Source organism: Empedobacter sp. UBA1574 (assembly GCF_002322895.1).
Taxonomy (GTDB): domain Bacteria; phylum Bacteroidota; class Bacteroidia; order Flavobacteriales; family Weeksellaceae; genus Empedobacter; species Empedobacter falsenii_B.
In genome coordinates this window covers 24,284-48,734 of sequence record NZ_DCOI01000043.1, presented here as the reverse complement: position 1 = coordinate 48,734, position 24,451 = coordinate 24,284, and the positions used below count along the sequence as shown (strand labels likewise).

18 protein-coding genes are annotated in these 24,451 nt (G+C 33.3%); 16 read left to right on the top strand and 2 right to left on the bottom strand.

Annotation, left to right across the window (positions count from 1 at the left end; genetic code table 11):
• Nucleotides 1-100 precede the first annotated feature (100 nt).
• Nucleotides 101-808: a DNA alkylation repair protein gene (locus tag B3578_RS14070; protein ID WP_291049709.1), complete on the top strand. Its 708-nt coding sequence runs from the start codon at nt 101-103 to the stop codon at nt 806-808.
• Between the two features lie 57 nt (nt 809-865).
• On the opposite strand, the gene B3578_RS14065 is transcribed toward B3578_RS14070, so the two are convergent.
• Complete coding sequence (locus B3578_RS14065) at nt 866-1,573, bottom strand: Crp/Fnr family transcriptional regulator (RefSeq protein ID WP_221854269.1); 708 nt, start codon at nt 1,571-1,573, stop codon at nt 866-868.
• A 75-nt stretch (nt 1,574-1,648) separates the two neighbouring features.
• Here B3578_RS14065 and B3578_RS14060 point away from each other — a divergent pair, with 75 nt between their 5' ends.
• The 13 genes from B3578_RS14060 (at nt 1,649) to B3578_RS14000 (ending at nt 21,926) form a co-directional block, all read left to right on the top strand.
• Nucleotides 1,649-4,045, top strand: coding sequence for a heavy metal translocating P-type ATPase (locus B3578_RS14060; protein ID WP_291049705.1), 2,397 nt, complete (start codon nt 1,649-1,651; stop codon nt 4,043-4,045).
• A gap of 79 nt (nt 4,046-4,124) precedes the next feature.
• Entirely contained in the window at nt 4,125-4,289 is a 165-nt protein-coding gene (gene ccoS / locus B3578_RS14055; protein WP_019974626.1) for a cbb3-type cytochrome oxidase assembly protein CcoS, read from the top strand.
• Nucleotides 4,289-6,556, top strand: a complete 2,268-nt coding sequence (ccoO, locus tag B3578_RS14050) for a cytochrome-c oxidase, cbb3-type subunit II (protein ID WP_291049701.1) — start codon at nt 4,289-4,291, stop codon at nt 6,554-6,556. Before ccoS ends, ccoO begins: the two co-directional genes overlap by 1 nt.
• 196 nt (nt 6,557-6,752) lie before the next feature.
• Nucleotides 6,753-7,700 carry a cbb3-type cytochrome c oxidase N-terminal domain-containing protein gene (locus tag B3578_RS14045; RefSeq protein WP_286501414.1) on the top strand — a complete coding sequence of 316 codons (948 nt, stop codon included), beginning with the start codon at nt 6,753-6,755 and terminating at the stop codon, nt 7,698-7,700.
• 103 nt (nt 7,701-7,803) lie between these two features.
• Nucleotides 7,804-9,285, top strand: coding sequence for a cytochrome c oxidase accessory protein CcoG (ccoG, locus tag B3578_RS14040; RefSeq protein WP_114997966.1), 1,482 nt, complete (start codon nt 7,804-7,806; stop codon nt 9,283-9,285).
• Nucleotides 9,286-9,289: 4 nt separating this feature from the next.
• Nucleotides 9,290-9,733, top strand: a complete 444-nt coding sequence (locus B3578_RS14035) for a FixH family protein (protein WP_114997963.1) — start codon at nt 9,290-9,292, stop codon at nt 9,731-9,733.
• Nucleotides 9,718-10,434, top strand: coding sequence for a sulfite exporter TauE/SafE family protein (locus B3578_RS14030; protein ID WP_219033852.1), 717 nt, complete (start codon nt 9,718-9,720; stop codon nt 10,432-10,434). The genes B3578_RS14035 and B3578_RS14030 overlap by 16 nt, the downstream gene beginning before the upstream one ends.
• A gap of 145 nt (nt 10,435-10,579) precedes the next feature.
• Nucleotides 10,580-11,716: a helix-turn-helix domain-containing protein gene (locus tag B3578_RS14025; protein WP_286495313.1), complete on the top strand. Its 1,137-nt coding sequence runs from the start codon at nt 10,580-10,582 to the stop codon at nt 11,714-11,716.
• A 239-nt stretch (nt 11,717-11,955) separates the two neighbouring features.
• On the top strand, nt 11,956-13,218 hold the full coding sequence (locus B3578_RS14020) for a serine hydrolase (RefSeq protein WP_291049691.1): 1,263 nt from the start codon (nt 11,956-11,958) through the stop codon (nt 13,216-13,218).
• A gap of 158 nt (nt 13,219-13,376) precedes the next feature.
• A complete protein-coding gene (ruvA, locus tag B3578_RS14015; protein WP_219033851.1) occupies nt 13,377-13,958 on the top strand; it encodes a Holliday junction branch migration protein RuvA in 582 nt (193 codons plus the stop codon).
• Nucleotides 13,958-21,151, top strand: coding sequence for a cell surface protein SprA (gene sprA, locus B3578_RS14010; RefSeq protein WP_291049685.1), 7,194 nt, complete (start codon nt 13,958-13,960; stop codon nt 21,149-21,151). The genes ruvA and sprA overlap by 1 nt, the downstream gene beginning before the upstream one ends.
• Nucleotides 21,152-21,172: 21 nt before the next feature.
• Complete coding sequence (gene gcvH, locus B3578_RS14005; RefSeq protein ID WP_038335019.1) at nt 21,173-21,553, top strand: glycine cleavage system protein GcvH; 381 nt, start codon at nt 21,173-21,175, stop codon at nt 21,551-21,553.
• Nucleotides 21,546-21,926 (top strand): VanZ family protein, encoded by a 381-nt coding sequence (locus B3578_RS14000; RefSeq protein WP_221854263.1) that lies wholly within the window; start codon nt 21,546-21,548, stop codon nt 21,924-21,926. The genes gcvH and B3578_RS14000 overlap by 8 nt, the downstream gene beginning before the upstream one ends.
• A gap of 228 nt (nt 21,927-22,154) precedes the next feature.
• Here the strand turns inward: B3578_RS14000 and nadE are convergent, their stop codons facing one another.
• Nucleotides 22,155-22,949, bottom strand: coding sequence for an NAD(+) synthase (gene nadE / locus B3578_RS13995; RefSeq protein ID WP_286495309.1), 795 nt, complete (start codon nt 22,947-22,949; stop codon nt 22,155-22,157).
• Between the two features lie 100 nt (nt 22,950-23,049).
• Here nadE and B3578_RS13990 point away from each other — a divergent pair, with 100 nt between their 5' ends.
• Both B3578_RS13990 and gldC read left to right on the top strand, forming a co-directional pair.
• Nucleotides 23,050-24,099, top strand: coding sequence for a gliding motility protein, GldB (locus B3578_RS13990; protein WP_219033845.1), 1,050 nt, complete (start codon nt 23,050-23,052; stop codon nt 24,097-24,099).
• 17 nt (nt 24,100-24,116) lie between these two features.
• Nucleotides 24,117-24,443 carry a gliding motility protein GldC gene (gldC, locus tag B3578_RS13985; RefSeq protein WP_038335027.1) on the top strand — a complete coding sequence of 109 codons (327 nt, stop codon included), beginning with the start codon at nt 24,117-24,119 and terminating at the stop codon, nt 24,441-24,443.
• Nucleotides 24,444-24,451: the final 8 nt, after the last annotated feature.

Sequence of the window (24,451 nt, the reverse complement as noted above, 5' to 3'; positions counted from 1 at the left end):
TGCATTAAAGTTATTAAATTTATATTTAATATTTTAAAATAAATAAGAGTTCAGTTTTTGGACTCTTTTTTTGTTAACTTCAAAATCTAATTGATAAAATATGATAGAGCAATTAAAATCAACTTTACAAGATTTAGCGGACGATGATAAAGCGAAGATTATGATGCGTTTTTTCAAAACTGGAAAAGGAGAATATGGTGAAGGAGATATTCTTCTTGGGATTTCTGTTCCGAATCAACGTTTGATTGCGAAAGAATTTTATCAACAAGTTTCATTAAATGACATCAAAAATTTATTGAATTCCAATATTCACGAATATAGATTAACAGCTTTATTGATATTGGTCTTGAAGTACGAAAAATCAAAAGATGAACTTGTAAGAAAAGATATCATCGATTTTTATCTTGCTCAAACTTCTCAAATCAACAATTGGGATTTGGTTGACACAAGTTGTTATAAAATTTTGGGACATTATTGTTTTCATCAAAAACGAGAAGAATTGCTTTTTGAATTGGCAGATTCAGATGATTTGTGGGAAAAACGAATCGCAACTGTATCAACTATGTATTTTATCAAACAAAAATCATTTTCAATTGTTCCTGAAATTGTGTTGAAAAATCTTAATCATTCACACGATTTAATGCATAAAGCAAATGGTTGGATGTTGCGTGAAATGGGAAAAATGAATGAAGAAAAGTTGATTGAGTTTTTGGACGAATATACGTTGCAAATGCCAAGAACAACGTTGAGATATGCGCTCGAAAAAATTGATCCAATTCTCAAAGATTATTATATGAAATTGAAATAGTTTGCATAAAAAAGTCGCTCAACGAGCGACTTTTGATTTTATATCAAGAATAAATTCTTACAAAATAACATGACCTAATTTCGTCAACTTTTGATGATCTAAAACTTTTATTTTTCTTCCTTCAACTTCGATTAATTCATCAGTTTTGAATTCAGAAATCAAACGAATTGCAGATTCTGTCGCTGTTCCAATCAAATTTGCCATTTCTTCGCGTGTCAACGAAATGTTGATAAATCCGTCTTTGTCTGTTCCTAATTTTCCTTCTAATAAAATTAAAACTTCAGCCAAACGTTCGCGAACTGTTTTTTGTGCTAAATAAGTGATTGTTCTTGCATATTCTCCCAAATCTTTAGCAATTCTTTGTAAAATATTGAAAGCTAATTTTGGATTAACTTCTAATAATTTTAAGAAGAATTTTTCTGGAATATAATATATTTCAACTGGCGTCATTGCGGTTGCAGAGGCACCAAATACTTCTTGACTTAAGATTGAGCGATAACCGATAATGTCACCTTCGTTGATAAAACGTAGAATTTGCTCTTTTCCATTAAAACCAATTTTGAACAACTTAGCAGTTCCTTTCATGACGCAATATATACCTTTTGGTGTATTACCTTCCTGGATAATCTCGTCTCCTTTTTTTAGGTTGATGATTTTCTTCTCTTGCTCAAACTCCAATAATTCTTCCTTACTAAAAACCCCGAAAGACTCTGGGTTATCAAACATCGCTTTAATCGATACTACATTCTCATTAAACTCTGACATATCTTGTTGTTATGACTTAATTCATACAAAGTTAACGTTAATTCTGATAAAAGGAAAGTAATTTTGTAAAATAGTATGGAAGAGAATTGTTTTCACTGTGGTCAAAGAATTGAAGAAGAGGTTATTCAGTTCGATGAAAAGGATTTTTGTTGTCAGGGTTGTAAAACGGTTTACGAGATTTTAAACGTAAATAATCTAAAAGATTATTACGACCTTAATCGTAATGCAGGTTTACGTCCTGATGGAAAAAGTAATCATCAATTTGATTTCTTAAACACAAAAGAAATCTTTGATAAAGTTGTAGATTTTTCAGATGACGGCGTTACAGTTGTCTCCTTTTACGTGCCTGTAATGCATTGTACTTCGTGTGTTTGGTTGTTAGAAAGTTTGGATACGATTAATCCAAATATTATATCTTCTAATGTCAATTTTACGCAAAAAACTGTTCAGATTACGTATCGTGATGCGGATTTGAAATTAGGTGATTTGGCAAGATTTATTACAAATTTAGGCTATAAACCTTCGATTAATCTAAAAACATTAGACAAAAAGAAAAAAAGCAAAGTCGATCGTTCTTTGGTGAGCAAATTGGTTATTGCAGGATTCTGTTTTGGGAATATTATGCTTTTATCATTTCCAGAATATGTCGAAGTTTTTGGAGACGTAAAAGAACAATGGTTAGATCAAAACAAAGGATATTTTCGTTGGACGATGTTTGCATTGTCGTTGCCTGTTTTCTTTTATTCATCTACCGATTATTTTGTTTCGGCTTGGCAAGGTCTGAAAAATAAATATATCAATATCGATGTGCCAATTGCGTTAGGAATTATCGTGATTATGTTTAAATCGACTTATGATATCATTTTCGATATTTCGCCAGGTTACTTTGATACATTAGCGATGCTTTTATTTTTGATGTTGACAGGGAAATGGTTTCAGCAACAAACAATGCAAGCGTTGGCATTTGATCGAGATTACAAATCGTTTTATCCAATTGCAGTTGCGAAATTAGAAAATGGTTATGAACAACCAATTTTGTTGGCTGATTTGAAAAAAGGTGATCGAATTTTAATTAGAAATGAAGAAATTATTCCAGCCGATGCCATTTTGATGAAAGGTGAAGCGATGATTGATAACTCGTTTGTAACGGGAGAATCTCGCTTGATTCATAAAAAAGCTGGAGATAAAATATTTGCTGGTGGAAAACAATCTGGTAATGCAATTGAGCTGGAAATTATTTCGGATGTTAATCAAAGTTATTTAACCCAATTATGGAACAATGATGCTTTCCAGAAAGAAGAATCTGAGTTGAATGCTTTGACGAATAAAATCAGTCATTATTTCACATTAATCATCCTTATTATTACAGCAATTTCTGCTGTTTATTGGTATTTTCACGATTCTTCAAAAATATTAGAAGTTGTTACATCAATCTTAATTATCGCTTGTCCTTGTGCGTTAGGTTTATCGTCTCCGTTTATTTTGGGACACATGATGCGTATTTTCGGGAATAAGAAATTTTATGTAAAAAATACATCAACAGTCGAAAGAATGGAGAAAATTACAGACGTAGTTTTTGATAAAACGGGTACAATTACGGAAAGTGATGAAGCGCAAGTGCAATACGAGGGGAAAGAACTTTCTGAGTATCAAAAGCAATTGGTGAAAGCATTGATTAGAAACTCTAATCACCCTTTAAGCCGTACATTATATAAGAAGTTGACGGTTGATGATCATTTGCCAATTTCTAATTACGAAGAAATTGTAGGAAAAGGTCAGCAAGCTGATGTAGATGGACATCAAGTAAAAGTTGGTTCGAGAAGTTTCACGAATGCAATTTTTAATGAAAATAGATTAAATCAATCTCAAGTTTTTATAGCGATTGATGGAGAAGTTTTTGGTAAATTTGTGTATACCAATCGATATCGAAAAGGTTTAGATCGTTTATTGAAAGAATTGGATACATATCAGTTACACGTTTTGTCTGGGGATAATGATTCTGAAAAAGAATATTTAGAAACTATTTTTCCAGCCAATGCAAAATTGATTTTTAATCAATCGCCAACTGATAAGTTAGAATATATCAAACAATTGGAACAAGAAGGGAAGAAGGTGATGATGCTTGGAGATGGATTGAATGACGCTGGAGCTTTGAAACAAAGTACAGTAGGGATTTCTATTTCTGAGGATATTAACAGTTTTTCGCCTTCGTGTGATGGAATTTTGGATGGAAAAAGTTTTTCGGCAATTCCAAATTTCTTGAACTTATCGAAGACCACGATGAAATTTGTAAAAATTGCTTTTTTCATCAGTTTCTTGTATAATATTGTTGGACTTAGTTTTGCTGTTTCTGGTTATTTACAGCCAGTTGTAGCGGCTATATTGATGCCAATAAGTTCTATTTCAGTGTTAATTTTTGCAACGACAAGTACCCGAATTGCAGATAAATTAACAAAATGGAATTTAGATTGATTTTAAATTAGAGTTATACATACTGCTCTGACCAAAATCATTGTGATAAGAACTTAGGGCTTTGTAATTTTGTGGAGCTATGGGGATATTATTATTAATGATATTAGTTAGTGTCTCTTTGGGGGCAATTTTCCTTCTTTTATTCTTTTTAGGGTATAAGAAAGGACAATTTGATGAGGATGAATCCCCAGCAGTGAGAATGTTAAAAGATGATAAAAAAACACAAGATAAAATCGACTCATAATGCAAATGCAGACTTTTAGTTACGACAATAAGATCGTAAAGTATTTCCTTTATGCCACATTGTTTTGGGCAGTTATGGCATTTTTCTTTGGAGTATTGGTTGCAACTTTGTTGTTTTTTCCAACGTTACCAGAATACATCTTCGGATCGGATGATGGTACAATCGGAGGGAACATCCAAGGCTTAATCAATTCACAAGGGACACTTGGTTTTGGTAGATTAAGAATGATTCACACAACATTTGCGGTGTTCGCGTTTGTTGGAAACTCGTTCTTTACCGGAGCTTATTATTCAATGCAAAGGTTGTTGAAAACCAGAATGTACAGCGATGTTTTAAGCTGGATCGTTTTCTGGGGATGGCAATTATTTATTGTATTATCATTTGTAACATTTATCTTAGGATACAACACTTCTAAAGAGTATGCTGAGCACGAATGGCCAATTGATATTTTAATCGCTTTAGTTTGGGTATTGTTTGGAGCACAAATGTTCTTAACGATTGCTAAACGTCGTGTTCGTCATTTGTATGTAGCAATTTGGTTCTTTATCGGAACTTGGGCTGCAATTACAATGTTACACGTGTTTAACAATTTAGAAATCCCTGTAACATTTAGCTTAACGGCTCCGAAATCATATTCATTGTATTCTGGAGTTCAAGATGCGTTAGTACAATGGTGGTACGGACACAATGCGGTAGCATTCTTCTTAACGACACCTATCTTAGGATTAATGTATTACTTTGTACCAAAAGCAGCTAATAGACCTGTATTCTCATACAAATTATCTATTATCCACTTCTGGTCATTAATCTTTATTTATATTTGGGCTGGTCCTCACCACTTGCTTTATACCGCATTACCAGGTTGGGCACAAGCTTTAGGAACAGGTTTCTCTATCATGTTAATCGCTCCATCTTGGGGAGGTATGTTAAATGGTTTATTAACATTACGTGGTGCATGGGATAAAGTACGAGAAAATCCTATTTTGAAATTCTTCGTAGTTGCCTTAACTTGTTATGGTATGGCTACTTTTGAAGGTCCAATGTTAGCAACAAAAACATTAAATAAAATTGGTCACTTTACAGACTGGGTTCCTGCTCACGTACACGTAGGTACTTTAGGATGGAATGGATTTATCGCTTTTGGTATGATCTATTACTTAGCCCCAAAATTATTCAACACAAAATTAGCATCTGTAAAGATGGCTAACGCTCACTTCTGGATTGGTACTTTCGGTATCTTATTCTGGGTAATTCCTATGTATGTTGCAGGATGGACACAAGGTTTAATGTGGAAACAATTCGCAGCAGACGGAACATTAGAATATGGTAACTTCTTACAAACGGTTACTATTCTTAAAAAATGGTTATATCCATTACGTGCATTTGGTGGAACATTATATTTATTAGGATCAATCTTAATGATTATCAATGTTTGGAAAACTGTAAAATCTGGACACTTTGTTGCAAACGAGGATGCAGAGGCGCCAGCTTTAGCACCAAAAGCTTCTACACGTGCACAAGGAGAAGGTGTTCACTCTTGGATTGAAAGAACTCCATTAGTAATGACAATTGGAGCAGTATTAACTTTAGCAGTTGGTGGTTTAGTAGAGATTGTTCCTACAATCGTGGTAAAATCAAACGTACCTACAATCGCAAGTATCAAACCTTATACTCCGTTAGAATTAGAAGGACGTGATTTATATATTCGTGAAGGATGTAATGCTTGTCATACGCAAATGGTTCGTCCATTCCGTGACGAAGTAAAACGTTATGGTGAATACTCTAAAGCAGGAGAATTTGTTTACGATCACCCATTCTTATGGGGTTCTAAAAGAACTGGTCCAGACTTACACCGCGAAGGAGGTAAAAACCCAGACGCTTGGCATTACAAACATATGTGGAATCCACGTTCTACATCAGATGGTTCTATCATGCCACGTTACCCTTGGTTAATTGACAATAAATTAGACCGTGAGTTAACGCGTGATAAAATGAAATCAATGGTTGCATTAGGTGTTCCTTATCAACAAGAAGATTTTGACAGTATGCAAGTTTCTATGAACAAACAAGCTTTAGCAATCGAGCAAACTATCTTTAAAGATGCGTCTGACTTGAAAGAGTTATATGCGAAAAAAGAAGCAGAAGCTAAACAACAAGGTAAAGAGTTTGTTCCGTTAAGAGATCGTGAGATTACAGCGTTAATCGCATATTTACAACGTTTAGGAACAGATATCAAAGCTGAACAAGTAGAGACAGCAAGTAACTAATGTTAAAATATTATAAAGAATTCCTTTCTCAGTATGAGTATGCATCTTTATTGCAGACATTAATCCTAATAGGATTTATAGCAGTCTTTGTGACGATTTTTGTTAAGGTTATGAAAAAACCAAAAGAGTATTACAAAGACAGCGAGTCAGCAGCTTTAGATTTAGAACCAGAAGAGAACGAAAAAAATAATACAAAATGAGACAACGTACCCCGGCTTATATATTTATCCCATTAACGCTATTAGCAGTAATCTTAGCGTTTACAATGGTGACGCCAGTAGATGTGGTGCCAGAACCAGGTTTTCAAGGAATGATGCACAATTTATTGGAGCACTTGAAACATGTGTTTGCGCAAGGAATTTTCTGGGCAGTATTAGCAGTTGCAATTGTGATGCTTTTAATTATCAATGCTTTAAATAAAGTTGTTGAAGCAGAGAAATTTAAAAGATTATCTGAAGAAGAACAAGCTAAATATTTAGAAGATGGTAAAATAGGTTACTTCAAAAGATTGTTCAGTAGTGCTGGTAAAAAACAATCAGACGAAGAAGAAGAATCTATTATCTTAGATCACGGTTTTGACGGAATCAAAGAGTTAGACAATGCTTTACCACAATGGTGGTTATCATTATTCTACTTTGGTGTTGTGTTTATGGTGGTTTATGTAATGGCATATAGCTTTACAGACTTTGCTCACATGGACAAAGAATACGAAGAAGAAATGGTTTACAAAGATGCACAAGATAGTATTTGGGCAGTTGCAAATGATATTGATATCACAGGAGCTGTAAACAAATCTAATGATCCTGCAATTGTAGAACAAGGTAAAAAAATCTTTGAGCAAAACTGTGTGCAATGTCACATGGAAGGTGGTAAAGGAGGTATTGGACCAAACTTAACTGATGATTACTGGGTGAATCATGTAGAAGATAGTTTATTCAAAAATATTTATCACATTGTTTACAATGGATCTCCACACAATCCTCAAATGCGTGCATTTGGACAACGTAAAGAGTTATCTGGATTAGCAATTGAGAAAGTAGCTTCTTATGTATATTACATCAACCAAAAAGAACCTACGAAAACAGTTGCAGAAGGTGCAGCTGCTCCTCAAGGTGACTTAATGGAAGCATGGAAACAAAAGTAATTGATTGAATAATTACAACAAATATCATATTGAAAGAGAGCTTATTTATAAGCTCTCTTTTCTTTTTTAGTCGTAAATTTGTATATATTTAAAATTCACTATAATGAGTGTTCAAAATTCTGACCCAAAAGATGAATTTAATTTAGACGATTATTTGGATGAAAACAGCCAAATGAACGAAGATGTACGTACTTCCATTGGAACTATGGAGCGAACAGGAGAGCGTAAATGGGTTTACCCTAAAAAACCAAAAGGTAAGTTTACAAATTATAGGACGTATGTAAGTTATGTATTGTTAGCAATATTAATCTTAACGCCTTTCTTTAAATTACCTAATGGAAATCCATTGTTCAAATTTGATGTATTGCACAGTCAATTCATTTTATTTGGTTTTCCATTTTTTACATCAGACTTCTTCCTTTTAGCTTTAGGAATGATCACGACAATTATTTTCATCGTATTATTCACCATGGCTTATGGTCGTTTATTTTGTGGATGGGTATGTCCACAAACTATTTTCTTGGAAATGGTTTTTCGAAAAATAGAATACGCCATAGAAGGAGATAGAGCAAAACAAATAAGATTAGATAAGCAAGATTGGGACGAAGAAAAAATTCGTAAAAAATTACTGAAATGGACCATCTTCGCAATCATTTCATTTATTATCGCAAATGTATTCCTAGCTTATATTATTGGAGCTGATGCATTGTATGATGTAATAAAAGAAGGTCCTGCAGAAAATGTAGGAACATTAGTTGGATTGGTTTTCTTCTCAGCTACTTTCTATTTCATCTTTGCATGGTTTCGTGAACAAGCATGTACATTGGTTTGTCCTTACGGACGTTTCCAAGGCGTATTAATTGATGCACATACAATCAATGTAACATATGATTTCAAACGTGGTGAAGGAACAGCTGGTCGAGCAAAATTCAAAAAGAACGAAGACCGTAAAGCAGAAGGAAAAGGAGATTGTATAGATTGTGGTCAATGTGTAGTTGTTTGTCCAACTGGAATTGATATTCGTAACGGTATCCAATTAGAATGTGTTAACTGTACAGCTTGTATTGATGCATGTGACGAAGTAATGGAAAAAGTTGGTTTACCAACAGGATTGATTCGTTATGCTTCTGAAGATGATATTAAACGTGGAGAAAAATTCAAATTCACGAAACGTTTAGCAGCTTATACATTTGCCTTATTATTATTAATTGGAGCAATGACAGCATTCTTGTTCTCTCGTTCTGATGTAGAATCTAAATACCTTAAAGTTCCTGGAACAGATTACAAGGTAGAAGGAAAATACTACGTTAATCAATTCGAGTATACATTGTACAACAAAACGAATGCGGATCAAATTGTAACTGTTCAATTGCTATCACACAAAAACTCAAAAGTAGAAATGTATGAAGGCGAAAATAAATTGAACATGGAAAAAGGTCAAATCATTCAAGGAAAATTCTTCTTGAAAATTCCAATGGATGAAGTTAAATCGTACAAAGAAAAAGTAGTGATTGGCTTAGTTAATCAAAAAGGAAAAGTAATCGATAAATACGAAACGAGCTTCTCAGCTCCATTCAAATATTAATCATATGAAGTTAAATTGGGGACATTATGTAGCAATTGCTTTGGGATGTTTTATGATATTCATTCTATCATTGTTATATTTTGCAGGAGATACAGGTGGAATGGTAACCGAGGATTATTACGAAAAAGAAATTCATTTTCAGGATGAAATAAATGCTGAAAAACGTGCAAATACTTTAGCCGAAAAACCAGAAGTTATTGTACAAGCAAATGGATTTTTATTTCAATTTCCAGCAACTACTGCTGCCGATTTTAAAGGAGATATTTTTTTGATGCGAAATGATAACGAAACCAAAGACGTTAAAACAACAATCAAATTATCAGACAGAAAAAATTTCTTAGTACCTTCTGTTAAGTTAATTGACGGAGAATACGAATTAACTTTAAGCTGGAAAGAAAATAATCAAACTTATTTGATTAAAAAGTCCATTCGATGGATTTCACAATAGTTATCATAGCATTATCCATAGGTCTTACATCGTCCCTGCATTGCGTGGGGATGTGCGGGCCTATTGCTTTATCTTTGGGATTAGAATCTCAAAACAAACTAAAATTTACACTTCGTAATTTGACGTATCAATTAGGACGTGTAACCACTTATACAATTTTAGGCGCAATTTTAGGATTGATTGGTGAATCATTTTCATTTGTTGGATTACAAAATTACTTAAGTATTTTGATTGGAGTTTTGATGATTATTATGGTCATGATTCCAAAATTCTACGAAAATGGTGCTACGCAACTTCGCCCTGTTAACGCCTTGATGGTAAAAGTAAAACTCTCTCTTGGTAAATTCTTAATCAAGAAAGATTCTTCCTCACTTTATATAGTTGGTCTATTAAATGGCCTTTTACCTTGCGGAATGGTTTATGCTTCACTTACAGCTGCCATTGGTTTAGGATCAGTTTACAAAAGTGCGATGTTTATGTTCTTCTTCGGATTTGGAACTTTGCCTTTGATGTTTGCAACCGTTTTATTTGGAAATTTTTTATCCGTAAAACAACGTCAAACTATCTTAAAAATCTTACCAATTATTACACTTATTTTGGGTGTATTATTTATCCTTCGCGGATTAGAATTAAACATTCCTTTCATCTCACCAGCCAAAGAAGCACTTCAGCTAAATGGAATGGATGAGCATTGTATGTGATTATCATTTTTTATTCAAATAATTCGCAACAAGAAAAAGAGTTTTTTATTTCACATTTTAAGTTTTTAAATCTAATATTAATACCTTTATTGCATAAAAATTAAAGAATCATTGCGTTAGTATTTTTGAATTTTGTTTTACAAAAATGGACCAATTTACTTTTAAAGAAATCGCTGCTTTTATAGGAGTTTTCCTTGTTCTTGTGCTTGCCTTGTTTTTGGTAACTGTAAAAAGTAAGCACAAACTTTCAAATTGCTTACTTGCTTTTTTTCTTTTTACAACTGCTGCAGATGGATTGAAGTTTTTGATGCGTGATTTTCCTGTGAATTACATCAACCTAGAAGCTTTCCGTTGGAGTTTTAATTATTTGGCTCCAGCAACATTTTATTTCTATGTTTTGTCGGTTAGTTTTAACAAATTCCGTTTAAAACCGAAGTATTTGTGGCACACTATTCCATTCGTTGCGTTCAATTTGTATATGGCATATGGAATTTATTTTCAAGATAGGGCTGGAAAAATTAGTTTCATAAATGAGTTGAATGATTCGCCGATAATGAATTTTTTTTATATTCTGTTCGAAGTTCTTTTTCAAATCTATTTTATTGCTTCATTTTTGGTAATTCGAAAATCGAAAACAGTCTATTTCGAAAATTATGCAAATCCTGATATTTCTAAGTTTAATGCGCTTTACAAAATCACCATTCTATATTACGTTGTACATTTTTTAGTATTGATAAGATGGGTGATTACTTTCACTTACGGTTTCGGCGAATTGAGGGAATGGATTGTGATGCTAGATGGTTTTTCTTTTTTTGTTTGTACTTGTTGGTATCTATTTGTCGCATTAAATAATCCTGATTTTTTCCGAGGAGTTAATGAAAATTTGCAACCGATTAAGGAAGCTATTCCAAAGCAAAAATCTACACTAGAAATCGACGTCGAAAAAAATAATCAAATAGAATCATTAAAAGATTTTATGGTTAAAAATGAACCTTATCTCGATTCATCTTTAACGATTCAGAATTTGGCAGAGCAATTAAATATGCCTGTGAAAGATTTATCGGCTTTGATTAATTTGTACATGGACAAACATTTTTTTGATTTTGTAAATGAATATCGAATTAAAAAAGCCATACAAATTCTAAAAGATTGCACTCAAAAAGAGTTGACCGTTTTGGAAATTTTGTATCAAGTTGGATTTAATTCCAAATCTTCGTTTAATACATCCTTCAAAAAATATACAGGAAAAACACCAACCGATTACAGAAAGGAAGCTTTGTAAAATAAAATTATTTGCTGAAAATGCGTTCGTTTTTTTTAATCGGTCGTGTATCAACGCTTTTTAGATCAGCTTTGCAGAAAGTTTTTAAAATATAATTACAATGAAAAAAATAATTGTCTTAATATCATGAAGTATTTTATTCTCCAATTTTCTTTCAGCTCAAAAGCCGGTTGAACAAAAAACAGAAATCAATCAAATTAATGAACTAATGACTAAATCCTACGAAAAAGATTTGTTCAATGGAAATGTTTTGGTTGCCAAAAAAGGAAAAATTATCTATCAAAAATCCCTTTGGCTTTATTGATGAAATGAAGAAAAAATCTTTAACGAAAAATTCAATTTTCAATTTTGGTTCTATTGCAAAGGAGTTTAATGCAGTTGCGATTTTGATGTTGGTAGAACGTGGTCAACTTAAGCTTGATGACCCGATTTCGAAATATAATTTGGATTTGCCGAAATGGTCGGAAAAAGTAACAACCAGACATTTGATTAATTATGCTAGCGGAATTCCCAGAATAGAAAATGGATTAATTGTCCCGAAAAACGATGAAGAAGCGTGGAAGATTTTGAGAAAAACAGATACATTGTTATTTGAACCTGGAAAGGATTACCGATACGATAACGGCAATGTTTTTTTACAAAGAAGAATTATTGAAAAGATAACAAGAATGACTTTCCAAGATTTTGTTACGAAAAATATTATAAAACCTTTGAAAATGAACAATTCCGTGTTTGATCCGAAATTTGGTTATAAAAATCGAACGTCTTGCTATGATATGGATAATGTTCGGTGTCCAGAAATGGAATTTGTCAGCGGTTGGCTTTGGTTGGATACTAATGACATGTACAAATGGATTGATGCGATGAATCATAATCGTTTAATTTCTAGAAAATCTTTTGAAACATTATTGAATAATCCCTACACAAAAGACCATCAAGGTGGATCATTTGGAGATTATTTTAGAGATGAAGAGTTGCAGCGTCATAACGGTGTTTCCTATAAATTTGAATCTTTGGTGTTAAATGATATGAAGAACGATGTCGTTATCATTTTAGCATCCAACAGTCGGAATAAAGTTTGGGATTTGGGACATGTCATTCGAGATATTATGCTAGGAAAAACATTCGAAATTCCTAAAAAATCGGTTTACCAAGCTTTAAGAAAAGAAGCACAAACCGACGTCAATAAAGCGATTGAAAATTATTATCAACTGAAAAATACTTCCGAAAAAGAATATAGTTTTGAAAATCCAATCGAACTTAATACTTTGGGTTATGAATTTCTACGAGCGGGCAAAATAAATGAGTCGATAAAAATATTTCAATTGGTTGTAAAAGAGTTTCCAAATAACTCAAGTGTTGCTGATAGTTTGGGCGAAGCTTATCTAACTAACAAGCAATACGATTTGGCATTAGAATGGTACAACAAAGCCATCAGCCTTGGCGGAACCAACGGTAATGCCGAAAGAATGATTGAGAAAATTAAAGCGTTAAAAAACTAAAAATTGATTTCTCAAAATATTTAATTCAAATCAATTGAAGCCTTGTTAAGATTTAAATCTTGACAAGGCTTTCATTAAAATCAATACTTTCATCCTTACAAAATAAATCGTATTTTTGACGTTATCACTATATGTAGTGTAACTAAATAAACGTCAAAATGATAACACAATTAAGAGGTAAATTAATCGAGATTTATCCAACAAATGCTGTAATAGATTGCAATGGGGTCGGATATTGGGTCAATATTTCACTAAATACATATTCTACTTTAGAACACGAAGAATTGGTTACAATTTTTACACATTTGATCGTTCGCGAAGATGCGCATATACTTTATGGATTTGCAACAAAACTAGAACGAGAAATTTTTCAGAAATTAATTAGTGTTAACGGTGTTGGTCCAGCTTCTGGAATGATGATTATTTCGACACTTTCTTCCAAAGAAATTGCAACTGCAATCGCTCAAGAAGATGCCAGATTATTGCAAAGTGTAAAAGGAATTGGAGCTAAAACAGCGCAAAGAATTATCATTGACTTGAAAGATAAATTGGATCAAAATTTAATATTAGATGTTAATTCTACTTCGGTTAAAAATAAATCTAAGAATGAAGCGTTATCTGCTTTAGAAGTTTTAGGAATTCCTAAAAAATCTGCAGAGAAAATTATGGACAAAATCCTACAAGATCAGCCAGATGCAGACGTGGAATTCTTAGTAAAAGAAACCTTGAAGAAAATTTAATGAAGATTCATAACGAACCAAAAACTATTCGTAAAGGCTCTACTATAGCAGCTTTGTGTTTCCTTTTTGCAATGGGAACTATGAGCGATGTTATGGCTCAGGAAAGTGATACGCTTAAGTTTCCTATCCGAGATCAAAAAGGTGGATTGTTTTTAGATAATCAAATAAAATACGATGTACAATATGATGCGATAAAGCGTCAGTATATTTTATATCCTCAAATTGGAACAAGTTTAGTTTCCGAACCTATCTATTTGACACGTCAAGAATACCTGACTTTGGTTCAGAATCAAGACATGAAAAATTATTTCCGTACAAAATCTCAAACCAACGATCAATTTTATCGTGAAGAACGTTTTGGAGATAAGGAAGGAAAAAAAGAAGGAAGTATTTTACCAAGTTTTAAGGTGAAATCGAAAGCTTTCGAAACTATTTTTGGTGGATCAGAAATCTCATTGATTCCGCAAGGTTATGCAAATTTAGAATTGGGTGTTTTCTTGCAAAAGATAGATAACCCAATGTTGTTGCCACAAAACCGTCAAACGCTTACAATGGATCTTAATCAACGTATGCAATTGAGTATTTTGGGTAAAGTCGGAGAAAATCTTCAGATGAAAGTGAATTATGATACGCAAGCTGGTTTTGGCTTCGAAAATCAAATGAAACTTCAGTGGAGAAAGGCTTTGGGGAATAAATTGGATCCATTTGGAGGAGAAGATGATATTCTACAAAATATAGAGGTTGGTAATATTTCGATGCCGCTTAGTACTTCGTTGATTACAGGTGCGCAATCACTTTTTGGAGTTAGAACAGATCTTAAATTCGGTCGTACAAATGTATCGGCTGTCTTTTCAGAACAACGTTCGGAATCTAAAAATATTGTGGTTCAAGGTGGCGGTGTGATGACTGATTTTAAAGTCGCTGCCGAAAAATATGAATACAATAGACACTTTTTCTTAGGTCAATTTTTTAGAAATAGTTACGATAGAGCGTTAGCAAATTATCCTGCAGTTAACAGTAATATCAATATCAGTAATATTGAGGTTTGGAAAGTTGATAAATCTGGAGGGAATCAACAGAATAGACGTTCTATTATCGCTTTGCGAGATATTGCAGAAGGTGATACAGCGCCTCAAAATAGTAGTAATGCCTTATTTAATGAGATTAATTCTCAAGGTTTTACTAAGATTAGTGATGCAAGAAGTTATTTGAACGGATATTCTTTCAATGGAGAACAATTTCAGGATGGAGAAAACTTTATCGTCAACGAAAATGTTCGTAAACTTGATGCTTCCGAATTCACTTTCTATCCAAAATTAGGATACATTTCCTTGAATACGCCTTTGGTTGATGGTGAAGATTTATTAGCGGTTTCGTTTCAATATTCGTTAAGCTCTGATCCGACAAAATTATACAAAGTTGGACAAATGTCGAGCGAGACAGATAAACCAATTATTGCGAAATTAATCAAACCAAATTCTGCAGTTAATGTGGCTTCGCCAATGTGGGATTTGATGATGAAAAATATTTATTCGTTAAATGCTTATGGTGTTTCGAGTGAAGATTTTTTGATGAATATTAATTTCAAGGATAATGGTGAACAATCTTCTGGAAAATTAAATTACTTACCAAATTCTGCTGTTTCAGAACAATCGTTAATTCAAGTTCTGAACATGGATAGATTAAATTCGAACGGACAATTACAACAAAATCCTGACGGAAGTAAAGGTGATGGTTTATTTGATTTTCAACCAGGGTTAACAATTGATACAGAAAGAGGAAATATTATTTTCACTTCTGTTGAACCTTTTGGTAAATATTTGAGCAATAAATTAAAAGGTCAAAATGAAGAATATGTTTTTAATCAAATTTATCGTCAATTACCAAATACACTTTCTGGCGAAAAATTAGCTAATCGTTATACGTTAGAAGGTCGTTACAAAGGAACGGTGACAGATGGTATTCCGTTGGGCGCTTTCAATGTGCCGCAAGGTTCTGTTAAAGTAACTTCTGGTGGAGCAACGTTGACGGAAGGCGTAGATTATACGGTAGATTATCAGTTGGGGCGTGTAAAAATCATTAATGAACAATTGAAAAATTCTGGAGCACCAATTAATGTTTCTTTAGAAAATCAATCTACATTTAATTTACAGAAAAAACGTTTCATGGGAATTAATGTCGAGCATAAATTTAGTGATAAGTTTATGTTAGGCGGAACTTTAATTAATTACCAAGAACGTCCAGTTACGCAAAAAACACAATTTGGTTCAGAACCTGTGAATAACACAATTGTTGGACTTAATACACAATATAACTCAGAAGCTGAGTGGTTAACTCGTTTAACAAATAAAATTCCGGGAATCAAAACGGACCAAATGTCGAACATTAGTGTTCAGGCAGAGGCGGCTTATTTGATGCCAGGAATGAACAAAGTGACAGGAGGTTATTCTTATATAGACGATTTCGAAGATGCACAATCGCGCATTAGTTTATTAGATGTTAGTTCATGGAAATTTGGATCAACACCAGGAAAACCTGCTGGATATTCTGCTTCTGGTTACCACCCGTTCTTCCCAAATGGAATGAAAAATGACGATTTATCATTCAACAATGGTCGTCGTATGTTATCATGGTATTCTATTGATCCGCGTTTTTATGGTATGGGAGGAAGTTCGCCTTTAACAGATCAACAAATGTCAACACACATGGCACGTCGCATTAAGTTAAAAGAGCTTTTTGATCAACGTGATGTAATGGCTGGTACAAATTCGTACATCAGCACATTTGATATGACATTCTATCCGCAAGAACGTGGACCTTATAATGTTAATCCAAATGCAGTAGATACGAAAAACTGGGGAGCAATTATGCGTCCTATTTCAGTTTCTAACTTCAAAGATTCGAATGTGGAATACATCGAGTTTTGGATGATGGATCCTTATGCAGATGGAAAAGGTGGAGAAGGAGAGTTATTGGTACATTTAGGAAATGTTTCAGAAGACGTCTTAAAAGACGGCGAAATGATGTACGAAAATGGATTGCCTCATTCTGGAAATGGTGCGGCGACTGTTGCTTCTAAATGGGGATTAACACCTCAGTTAAATCCAATTTTATATGCTTTTGATACGGATGGAGCTGCCCGAAAACAACAAGATTTGGGTTATAATGGATTAACAGATGAGGAAGAAGCGCAACGTTATGGAATTACGAGTAATAATTTAGTGACAGGAGAATTAGATCCTGCAAATGATAATTATTTATTCTTCTTAGATGATCGCTTTAGAGGTGCATCAATCGGGAATACGGTTCAAGATCGTTACCGTTATTTCAGAAATCCACAAGGAAATAATTCAACTGATAATCCTTTACATGCATCATCTTTAACGCCAGATACAGAAGATATTAATGGTGATTTCAATTTAGATCAGACAGAAAACTATAATCAGTATACATTAAAAATTAACCGTCAAACGTTAGAAGATCCAAACAATAAATTTATTGTTGCAAGAAAAACGGTTCAGGGAGAATTTCCTGACAAAACGAAACATGATGTAAAATGGTATCAAGTTCGTATTCCTGTTGATAACTTTGATTTAGATCTTGACGGAGATGGAGTAGAAGAGTTAAACAATGATGCGTCTATTGCACAAGCAGAAAGTGTGTTAACAGCTGCTCGTTTTATGCGTATGGTGATGCGAGGTTTCGAGGAAGAAACAACTCTACGTTTTGGTACTTTTGATTTAGTTCGTTCTGAATGGCGTCGTTATACAAAAAACATTTATCCTTATATCATTAGTAATCAAGAAGGTTATGAGGAGGATAAAAATATTGATGATTTAGAAATTGGTGAGGTAAGTATCGAACGAAATGGTACAGATCGTCCTCGTTATATGATTCCTCCTGGAGTTTATCGTGAACAAACTCAAGGAACAACGGGATATCAATCTCAGAACGAAGCTTCGATGACATTGAAGGCGAAGTTTAAACCAGGAAGTACTTCAAAAGCTATTTTTAAGAATACAAATTTAGATTTGCGTCGATACAAAAAGTTGCAAATGTTTGTATCTGCTCAAAACTTATTAGATAGAGCGTCAAATGCGATTGATAATGGTACAAAATTATTTATTCGTGTAGGTAGTGATTATACAGATAATTACTATGAATATGAAATGCCGTTGAAATATACGCCACAAAGTTCTGCAACAGAAAGCACAGTTTGGCCAGATGAAAACTTTATCGATCTGAATACAGATTTGTTTACAGATGCTAAAAAACAAAGGGATGCTGATGGTTTCAGTACATTGCAACGTTTCAATTTTGCTTTTGATCAAGAGAATCCAAACAAAACGGTTTATGTAAAAGGTCGTCCAACATTGGGTAATGTCTCTTCAATTATGATTGGGGTTCGTAACACTTCTGGACCGTCTGATAAAGAAGTTTTACTTTGGGTAAATGAACTTCGTTTAAGCGAAATTGATAACCAAGGTGGTTATGCAGCTTCAGCAAATGTGCAGTTCAATTTAGGTGATTTTGCGAATGTACAAGTTTCTGGAAGCACAAGTTCTGTAGGTTTTGGTGCGATAGATCAAGGTCCTGCAAATCGTAATCAGGACGAATCATTACAATATGCGTTGAATGCACAAGTAAAATTAGACAAATTCTTACCAAAGAAATGGGGAATGGAAATTCCGTTCGATTTTACAATTCAGGAAAGTTTTGTCGATCCAAAATATAATCCATTAGACAATGATATTATTTTTGATGAAGCGCCTAATAAAGCTGAATTAGAAAAAGTTGTTCGTACTTATACGCAGTTCAAAAGTTTTGCTTTTAATAATATTCGAAAAGTTAGATCAACAAATAACAACAACCCTGTTCGTTTCTATGATCCATCTAACTTTTCAGTTTCGATGATGTATTCGGATAATTATTACCGTGATATTTACACGCAATATAACATCAACCAACAATTAAGAGCGTCGATTAATTATAATTACGGATTTAGAGGAAAATCGTACGAGCCTTTCAAAAAATGGCGTGCGGTTCAACCAAAAGAGGAATCAGGAAAATATTTACAATTTATTCGTGAATTTAATGTGAATCCTTTGCCAACACGTTTCTCTTTCCGTACAGAGATTGCGCGTACCTACAGTGAAAGACAATATCGAGATATCAGTCAATATTTAGGTGGAGGAAGCTCATCGAGTTTAATTCGTCCGACATATAGTAACAATTTCTTGTTCAATTGGCAATATAATTTAGGTTTTGATTTGACAAAATCGTTGCGTTTAGATTTAACATCTTCGACAATGACATTGAATGATGGAACAACTTTCCAGCGTGCAGATCAAGATATGATTTGGCAAAATATGTTCACAATTGGACGTCCAGTTCAGTATGATCAACAATTTCAGGTGAATTATAAATTACCTTTAAAATTCTTCCCATATTTAAATTGGATGAATGTTGAAGCTGGATTTACTTCGAATTATAACTGGATTGCAACTTCTACAGCTTACAGAAATTTTGAGACAGAAGTTACAAATCCTGATGGTTCTACATCAACACGAATTGCGAATTTAGGTAGAGGTACAGCTCAAAACTCGAATTCGATCAACTTGATGGGAGATTTAGATTTTGCAAAATTTTATCCAGAATTTAAAGGATATAAACGTTACGATTCGATCTTAAAAGGACGTCGAGCAGAAATAGATTCGTTGAATACAGTTTATACAAATTTATTTGCTAAAAAACGTCGTACAAATAAGAAATCAGCTTATAAATTCAAACATAAATTTACAGCAAAAGATTATGGTTGGATGGTTTTATCATCACTAAAGCGTGCTAATTTTACGTATAATCAGACAAATGGAGCTGTAATTCCAGGATTATTGTATGAGCCAGGTTTCTTTGGTGTTGATGGTAAAAATGGACCAACTTTAGGTTTTGTTTATGGAACGCAATTCGATATCAAACGACAATTAGTCGAAAGAGGATTGATTGTTGGTGATGAATTGATGACAGATGCGTATCAAATTACAAAAGGTTCTGATTTTAATGGAACTGCTTTAATTGAGCCTATTCCAGATTTACGAATTGATTTGAATGCAAAACGCACAAAAGATCGTCGTATTTATCATTCAGGATTTAATTTAGCAGTCGAAAATCTTTACATCGATGAATTAGCAAATCTTAATATTTCAACTGTTAATATCAAAACAGCTTTCAAAGATGGAGATGCAATTTTTGAGCAATTCCTAACAAATACTAAAACTATTTCTGGACGTTTAGCACAGAAAAGAGGTAGTGGAAATGTTGATGGATTGGGTTATTATGAAGGATTTAATGCAAGAAGTTCTGATGTACTTTTACCAGCCTTTTTAGCGGCAGTCCAAGGAAAAGATGCAGGTTCGTCTAAGTTAGGGTACAATCGTTCTATTCCAGTTCCGAATTGGCGCGTAACGTACACAGGATTGAAATCTGTTCCAATTATTAATAAATATTTTGATAATGTTGAGGTTTCGAGTTCATATAATTCGACATATACAACAACTGGTATTCAGTCCAATCCAAACTTTATGTTAGATACAGGAATTATGGGTGGTGGACAAGTGACTGGTAAAGATGAAAACGGAAACTTCTATACACAGAATTTATATGGAGCGGTTACGATGATCGAATCATTTTCACCATTATTGGGAGTGGATTTAACATTCCGTAACAGTATGCAATTACGTGCACAATATAACAGAGATCGTTTATTATCATTAAGTACAACAAATTATACGTATACAGAAGATTATGGATCTGAATATATTATTGGATTTGGGTATATTTTCAAAGATTTCAAAATGAAGATTCGTTACCAAGGAAATCAGAAAACAATCAAAGGTGACTTAAATATTCGTGGAGATTTCTCATTAAGAGATAATCAAACAACAATTCGAAAAGTAATTTATAACTTTGATGACGTACAAAATCCAAACGTACCAACAAGTATTTATGGAGATTCGCAAATTACAGGTGGACAGCGAATTATGACGTTTAAGATAACGGCAGATTATAACGTAAGTAAGAATTTGAACTTGAGATTCTATTGGGATCAGATGATGAGTAAATATAAAATTTCAACAGCTTTTCCAATTTCTCAAATTCGTGCCGGATTTAGTGCTACCTTTACATTCGGAAATTAAAAAAACAATAAAACAAACATTATGAGCATTCCAAACAATTTAAAGTACAGTAAAGATCACGAGTGGATTTCTGTAGAAGGAGATGTAGCAACAATCGGTATTACAGCTTTCGCACAAGGAGAGTTAGGAGATATTGTTTATGTTGACGTAGAAACAGAAGGAGAAACTTTAGGTCAAGAAGAAGTATTTGGAACAGTAGAAGCAGTAAAAACAGTTTCTGACTTATTTATGCCAATTAGCGGTGAAGTTGTAGAATTTAACACTGAATTAGAAGGTGAGCCAGAATTAATCAACACTGATCCTTACGGAAAAGGGTGGATTATCAAAGTAAAAATTGAAGATGCTTCTCAATTAGATGCTTTATTAGACGCAGCTGCTTACGGAGAATTAATTGGTGCATAAGACAAAAAAAATAATATTCTTTGCATATGTAGCGTTGGTGTTTTATCTGACGCTACTTCCACAAGAAAATTTCTCGAAATTAAGCACAATCAAAGAATTAGAAATCTTTTTGGAGATTGATAATTTAGATAAAATTGTACATTGTGGAATGTTTGGGATGATGACGATTTTGTTATTTGTCGCATACAAAATAACAACTCTGCGCTTGATGATAATTCCGTTTTTGGTAAGTTTTCTTATCGAAATTTTGCAAGGTATTTTAACATCACTTCATCGTAGTTTTGATTTTGTCGATTTAATGGCAAACTTATCCGGAATCTCCCTCGCATATATCGCAATAGCATATTATTTACAACATAAAAAAACTCAGTAGTATTACTGAGTTTTTTGTTTTTCTTATCTTTTTGACTTATTCAAGTGTAAACTAAGAAAATGTCATTCCGACGTTAGGAGGAATCTTCGATTCTTCATTCTACTAACGTTTTATTCAGAATGACATTTATACGTAAGTCATATTGAACTCGTTTCAACATCACATCAAAATAAAAAAAAGCAACCTTTCGCTTGCTTTTATATTGAAAAAATTAATTGTGCTTACCGCTTAGTTCATCAACTCCTCAGGAATATCACATATCGGAATTGGAACCATTTTATGTTGGTTAATACGATTTAATCTGGAATAAATCTCGAATACTTCTTTTTCTCTACCTTCAAATTCATTTGCAGTTTTTCCAGCTTCTTTCGCTTTCATTGCCCATTCTAATTCATCGTAATTTGCACCTAATTGATCTTCATCCGAACGATCATCACCAAACAAACCATCTGTTGGTTTTGCTTTTTGAATATCTGTATTAACTCCTAAAAACTCAGCAATTTTATACACTTCCGATTTCATCAAATCAGCAATTGGACTAAGATCTACACCGCCATCACCATATTTCGTATAAAAACCAACGCCAAAATCTTCGACTTTATTTCCTGTTCCTGCAACCAAATAATTGTGTAAACCAGCAAAATAATAAAGTGTTGTCATACGCAAACGAGAGCGTGTATTGGCCAAGGCTAAATTCACTTTATCCGTTGTTTCCGTTTCTGGTAAAGCCAAAACCATTGCATCAAAAGTTGAGGTTAAATCAACTTCTATCGAATCGATTGGCGACGAAAACTTATTTTTTAACCATTCAATATGACGTTTTGCTCTATCCGCTTGATTTTTTTCTTGATGAATTGGCATTTCCAAATTAAGTAAAGGGGAGCCTGTCATCGCACAAAGTGTTGAGGTTACAGCCGAATCAATTCCGCCCGAAATTCCAATCACAAAGCCTTTTTGGTGCGCTGTTTCCAAATAATCTTTCAACCAAGAAACAATATATTCTACAACTTTTTCAGTTTGCATAGTTTAATAATTTATTTCAAAGATAGCAGATTATGAAAAAAATTAGGGTTGAAAATACTACAGATTATTTTACTATTTTTGTTAGCTAAATAACCAAGCAATGAAATTTGTATATGGCTTAGCTTTTGCGAGTTTAATTTTATTTACTGCGTGCAAAAAAGAAAAATCGTGGGAAGTGGATGTCAAAGAACAAAATGTTCAGTTGAATATTCATGATATCAGCCAAGATTTTTTTAACGATTCGATTCCTTTAGCGACTTTACGAAAAGATTATCCTTTCTTTTTTGATGCAAAAACTGCGGATGATGTATGGGAAAGTCAACGTCGTAATAAAGAAGAATTGAGTATTTATGGACAATCTCGAAAGGTTTTTGGAGATTTTAAAAACTTAAATGAATCGTTAACTCCGATGTTTCAACGTTACCAATTTTATTTTCCAGAATATAAAATTCCGACGGTTTATACCTATTCATCAGGTTTACAAAATATAGATTATCCTGTGATGTTTAGTCAGCAATCTGGCTTGATGTTTATTGCGATGGATGCGTATTTGGGGTCAAAGAATAAATTATATGATAGCATTGGCGTAGAACGTTATTTACGCACAAATTTAGATTTTAATCGTTTGCCTTCTCAAGCTGTTGATGCAATTGCGAATGATGTGGTAACATTTAGCCCAAGAAATCAATTATTTATTGATAAAATGATTTATGAAGGGAAGAAATTGATTTTGCAAGATGCATTGTTAACAGATACACCAGACGAATATAAAGTTGGTTACACGCCAGAACAAATTCAGTGGTGTATTGAGAACGAAGGTCAAATTTGGAACTTTTTTGTGGAGCAAAATTATGTATTCAGTTCAGATGCTTCTTTGGATAAACGCTTTTTAGCAGTTAGTCCATTTTCAAAATTTAATAATGAAATAGAACAAGATTCTCCAGGAAGAATTGCGGCTTGGATTGGTTTGCAAATTATTCGCCAATACATGAAAGAGAATCCGAAGGTAGAATTGAAAGCTTTGTTAGATGATATGGATGGTCAAAAAATCTTCAAAGATTCTAAATATAAGCCAGCTTTAGAAAGTAATAATTCAACAAATTATACAACAAAAACAATTGATGGTAAAGTTTACCATTTTGTGAAATAAACTAATAATTAGAAGTTATGAGAACAACAAATATTACGGTAGAGATTGAATTGGACGAAAATCACGTACCAGAAAAAATGACTTGGAATGCACCAGACGGTGGAATTAGTCACGAAGAAACAAAAGCAATGTTACTTTCTGTTTGGGATGATAAAGCAAAAGAGGCTTTGCGTATCGATTTGTGGACAAAAGAAATGACACAAGATGATATGAAACGTTTCTTTCACCAAATTTTAATTTCAATGTCTAGTTCTTACGAAAGAGCAACAGAGGAAAAAGAAGTTGCAGAAAGAATCGCTGCTTTTGCAGAAGAATTCGCAATTGCTTCAAAAATTAAAGGTTAAGATTTTAA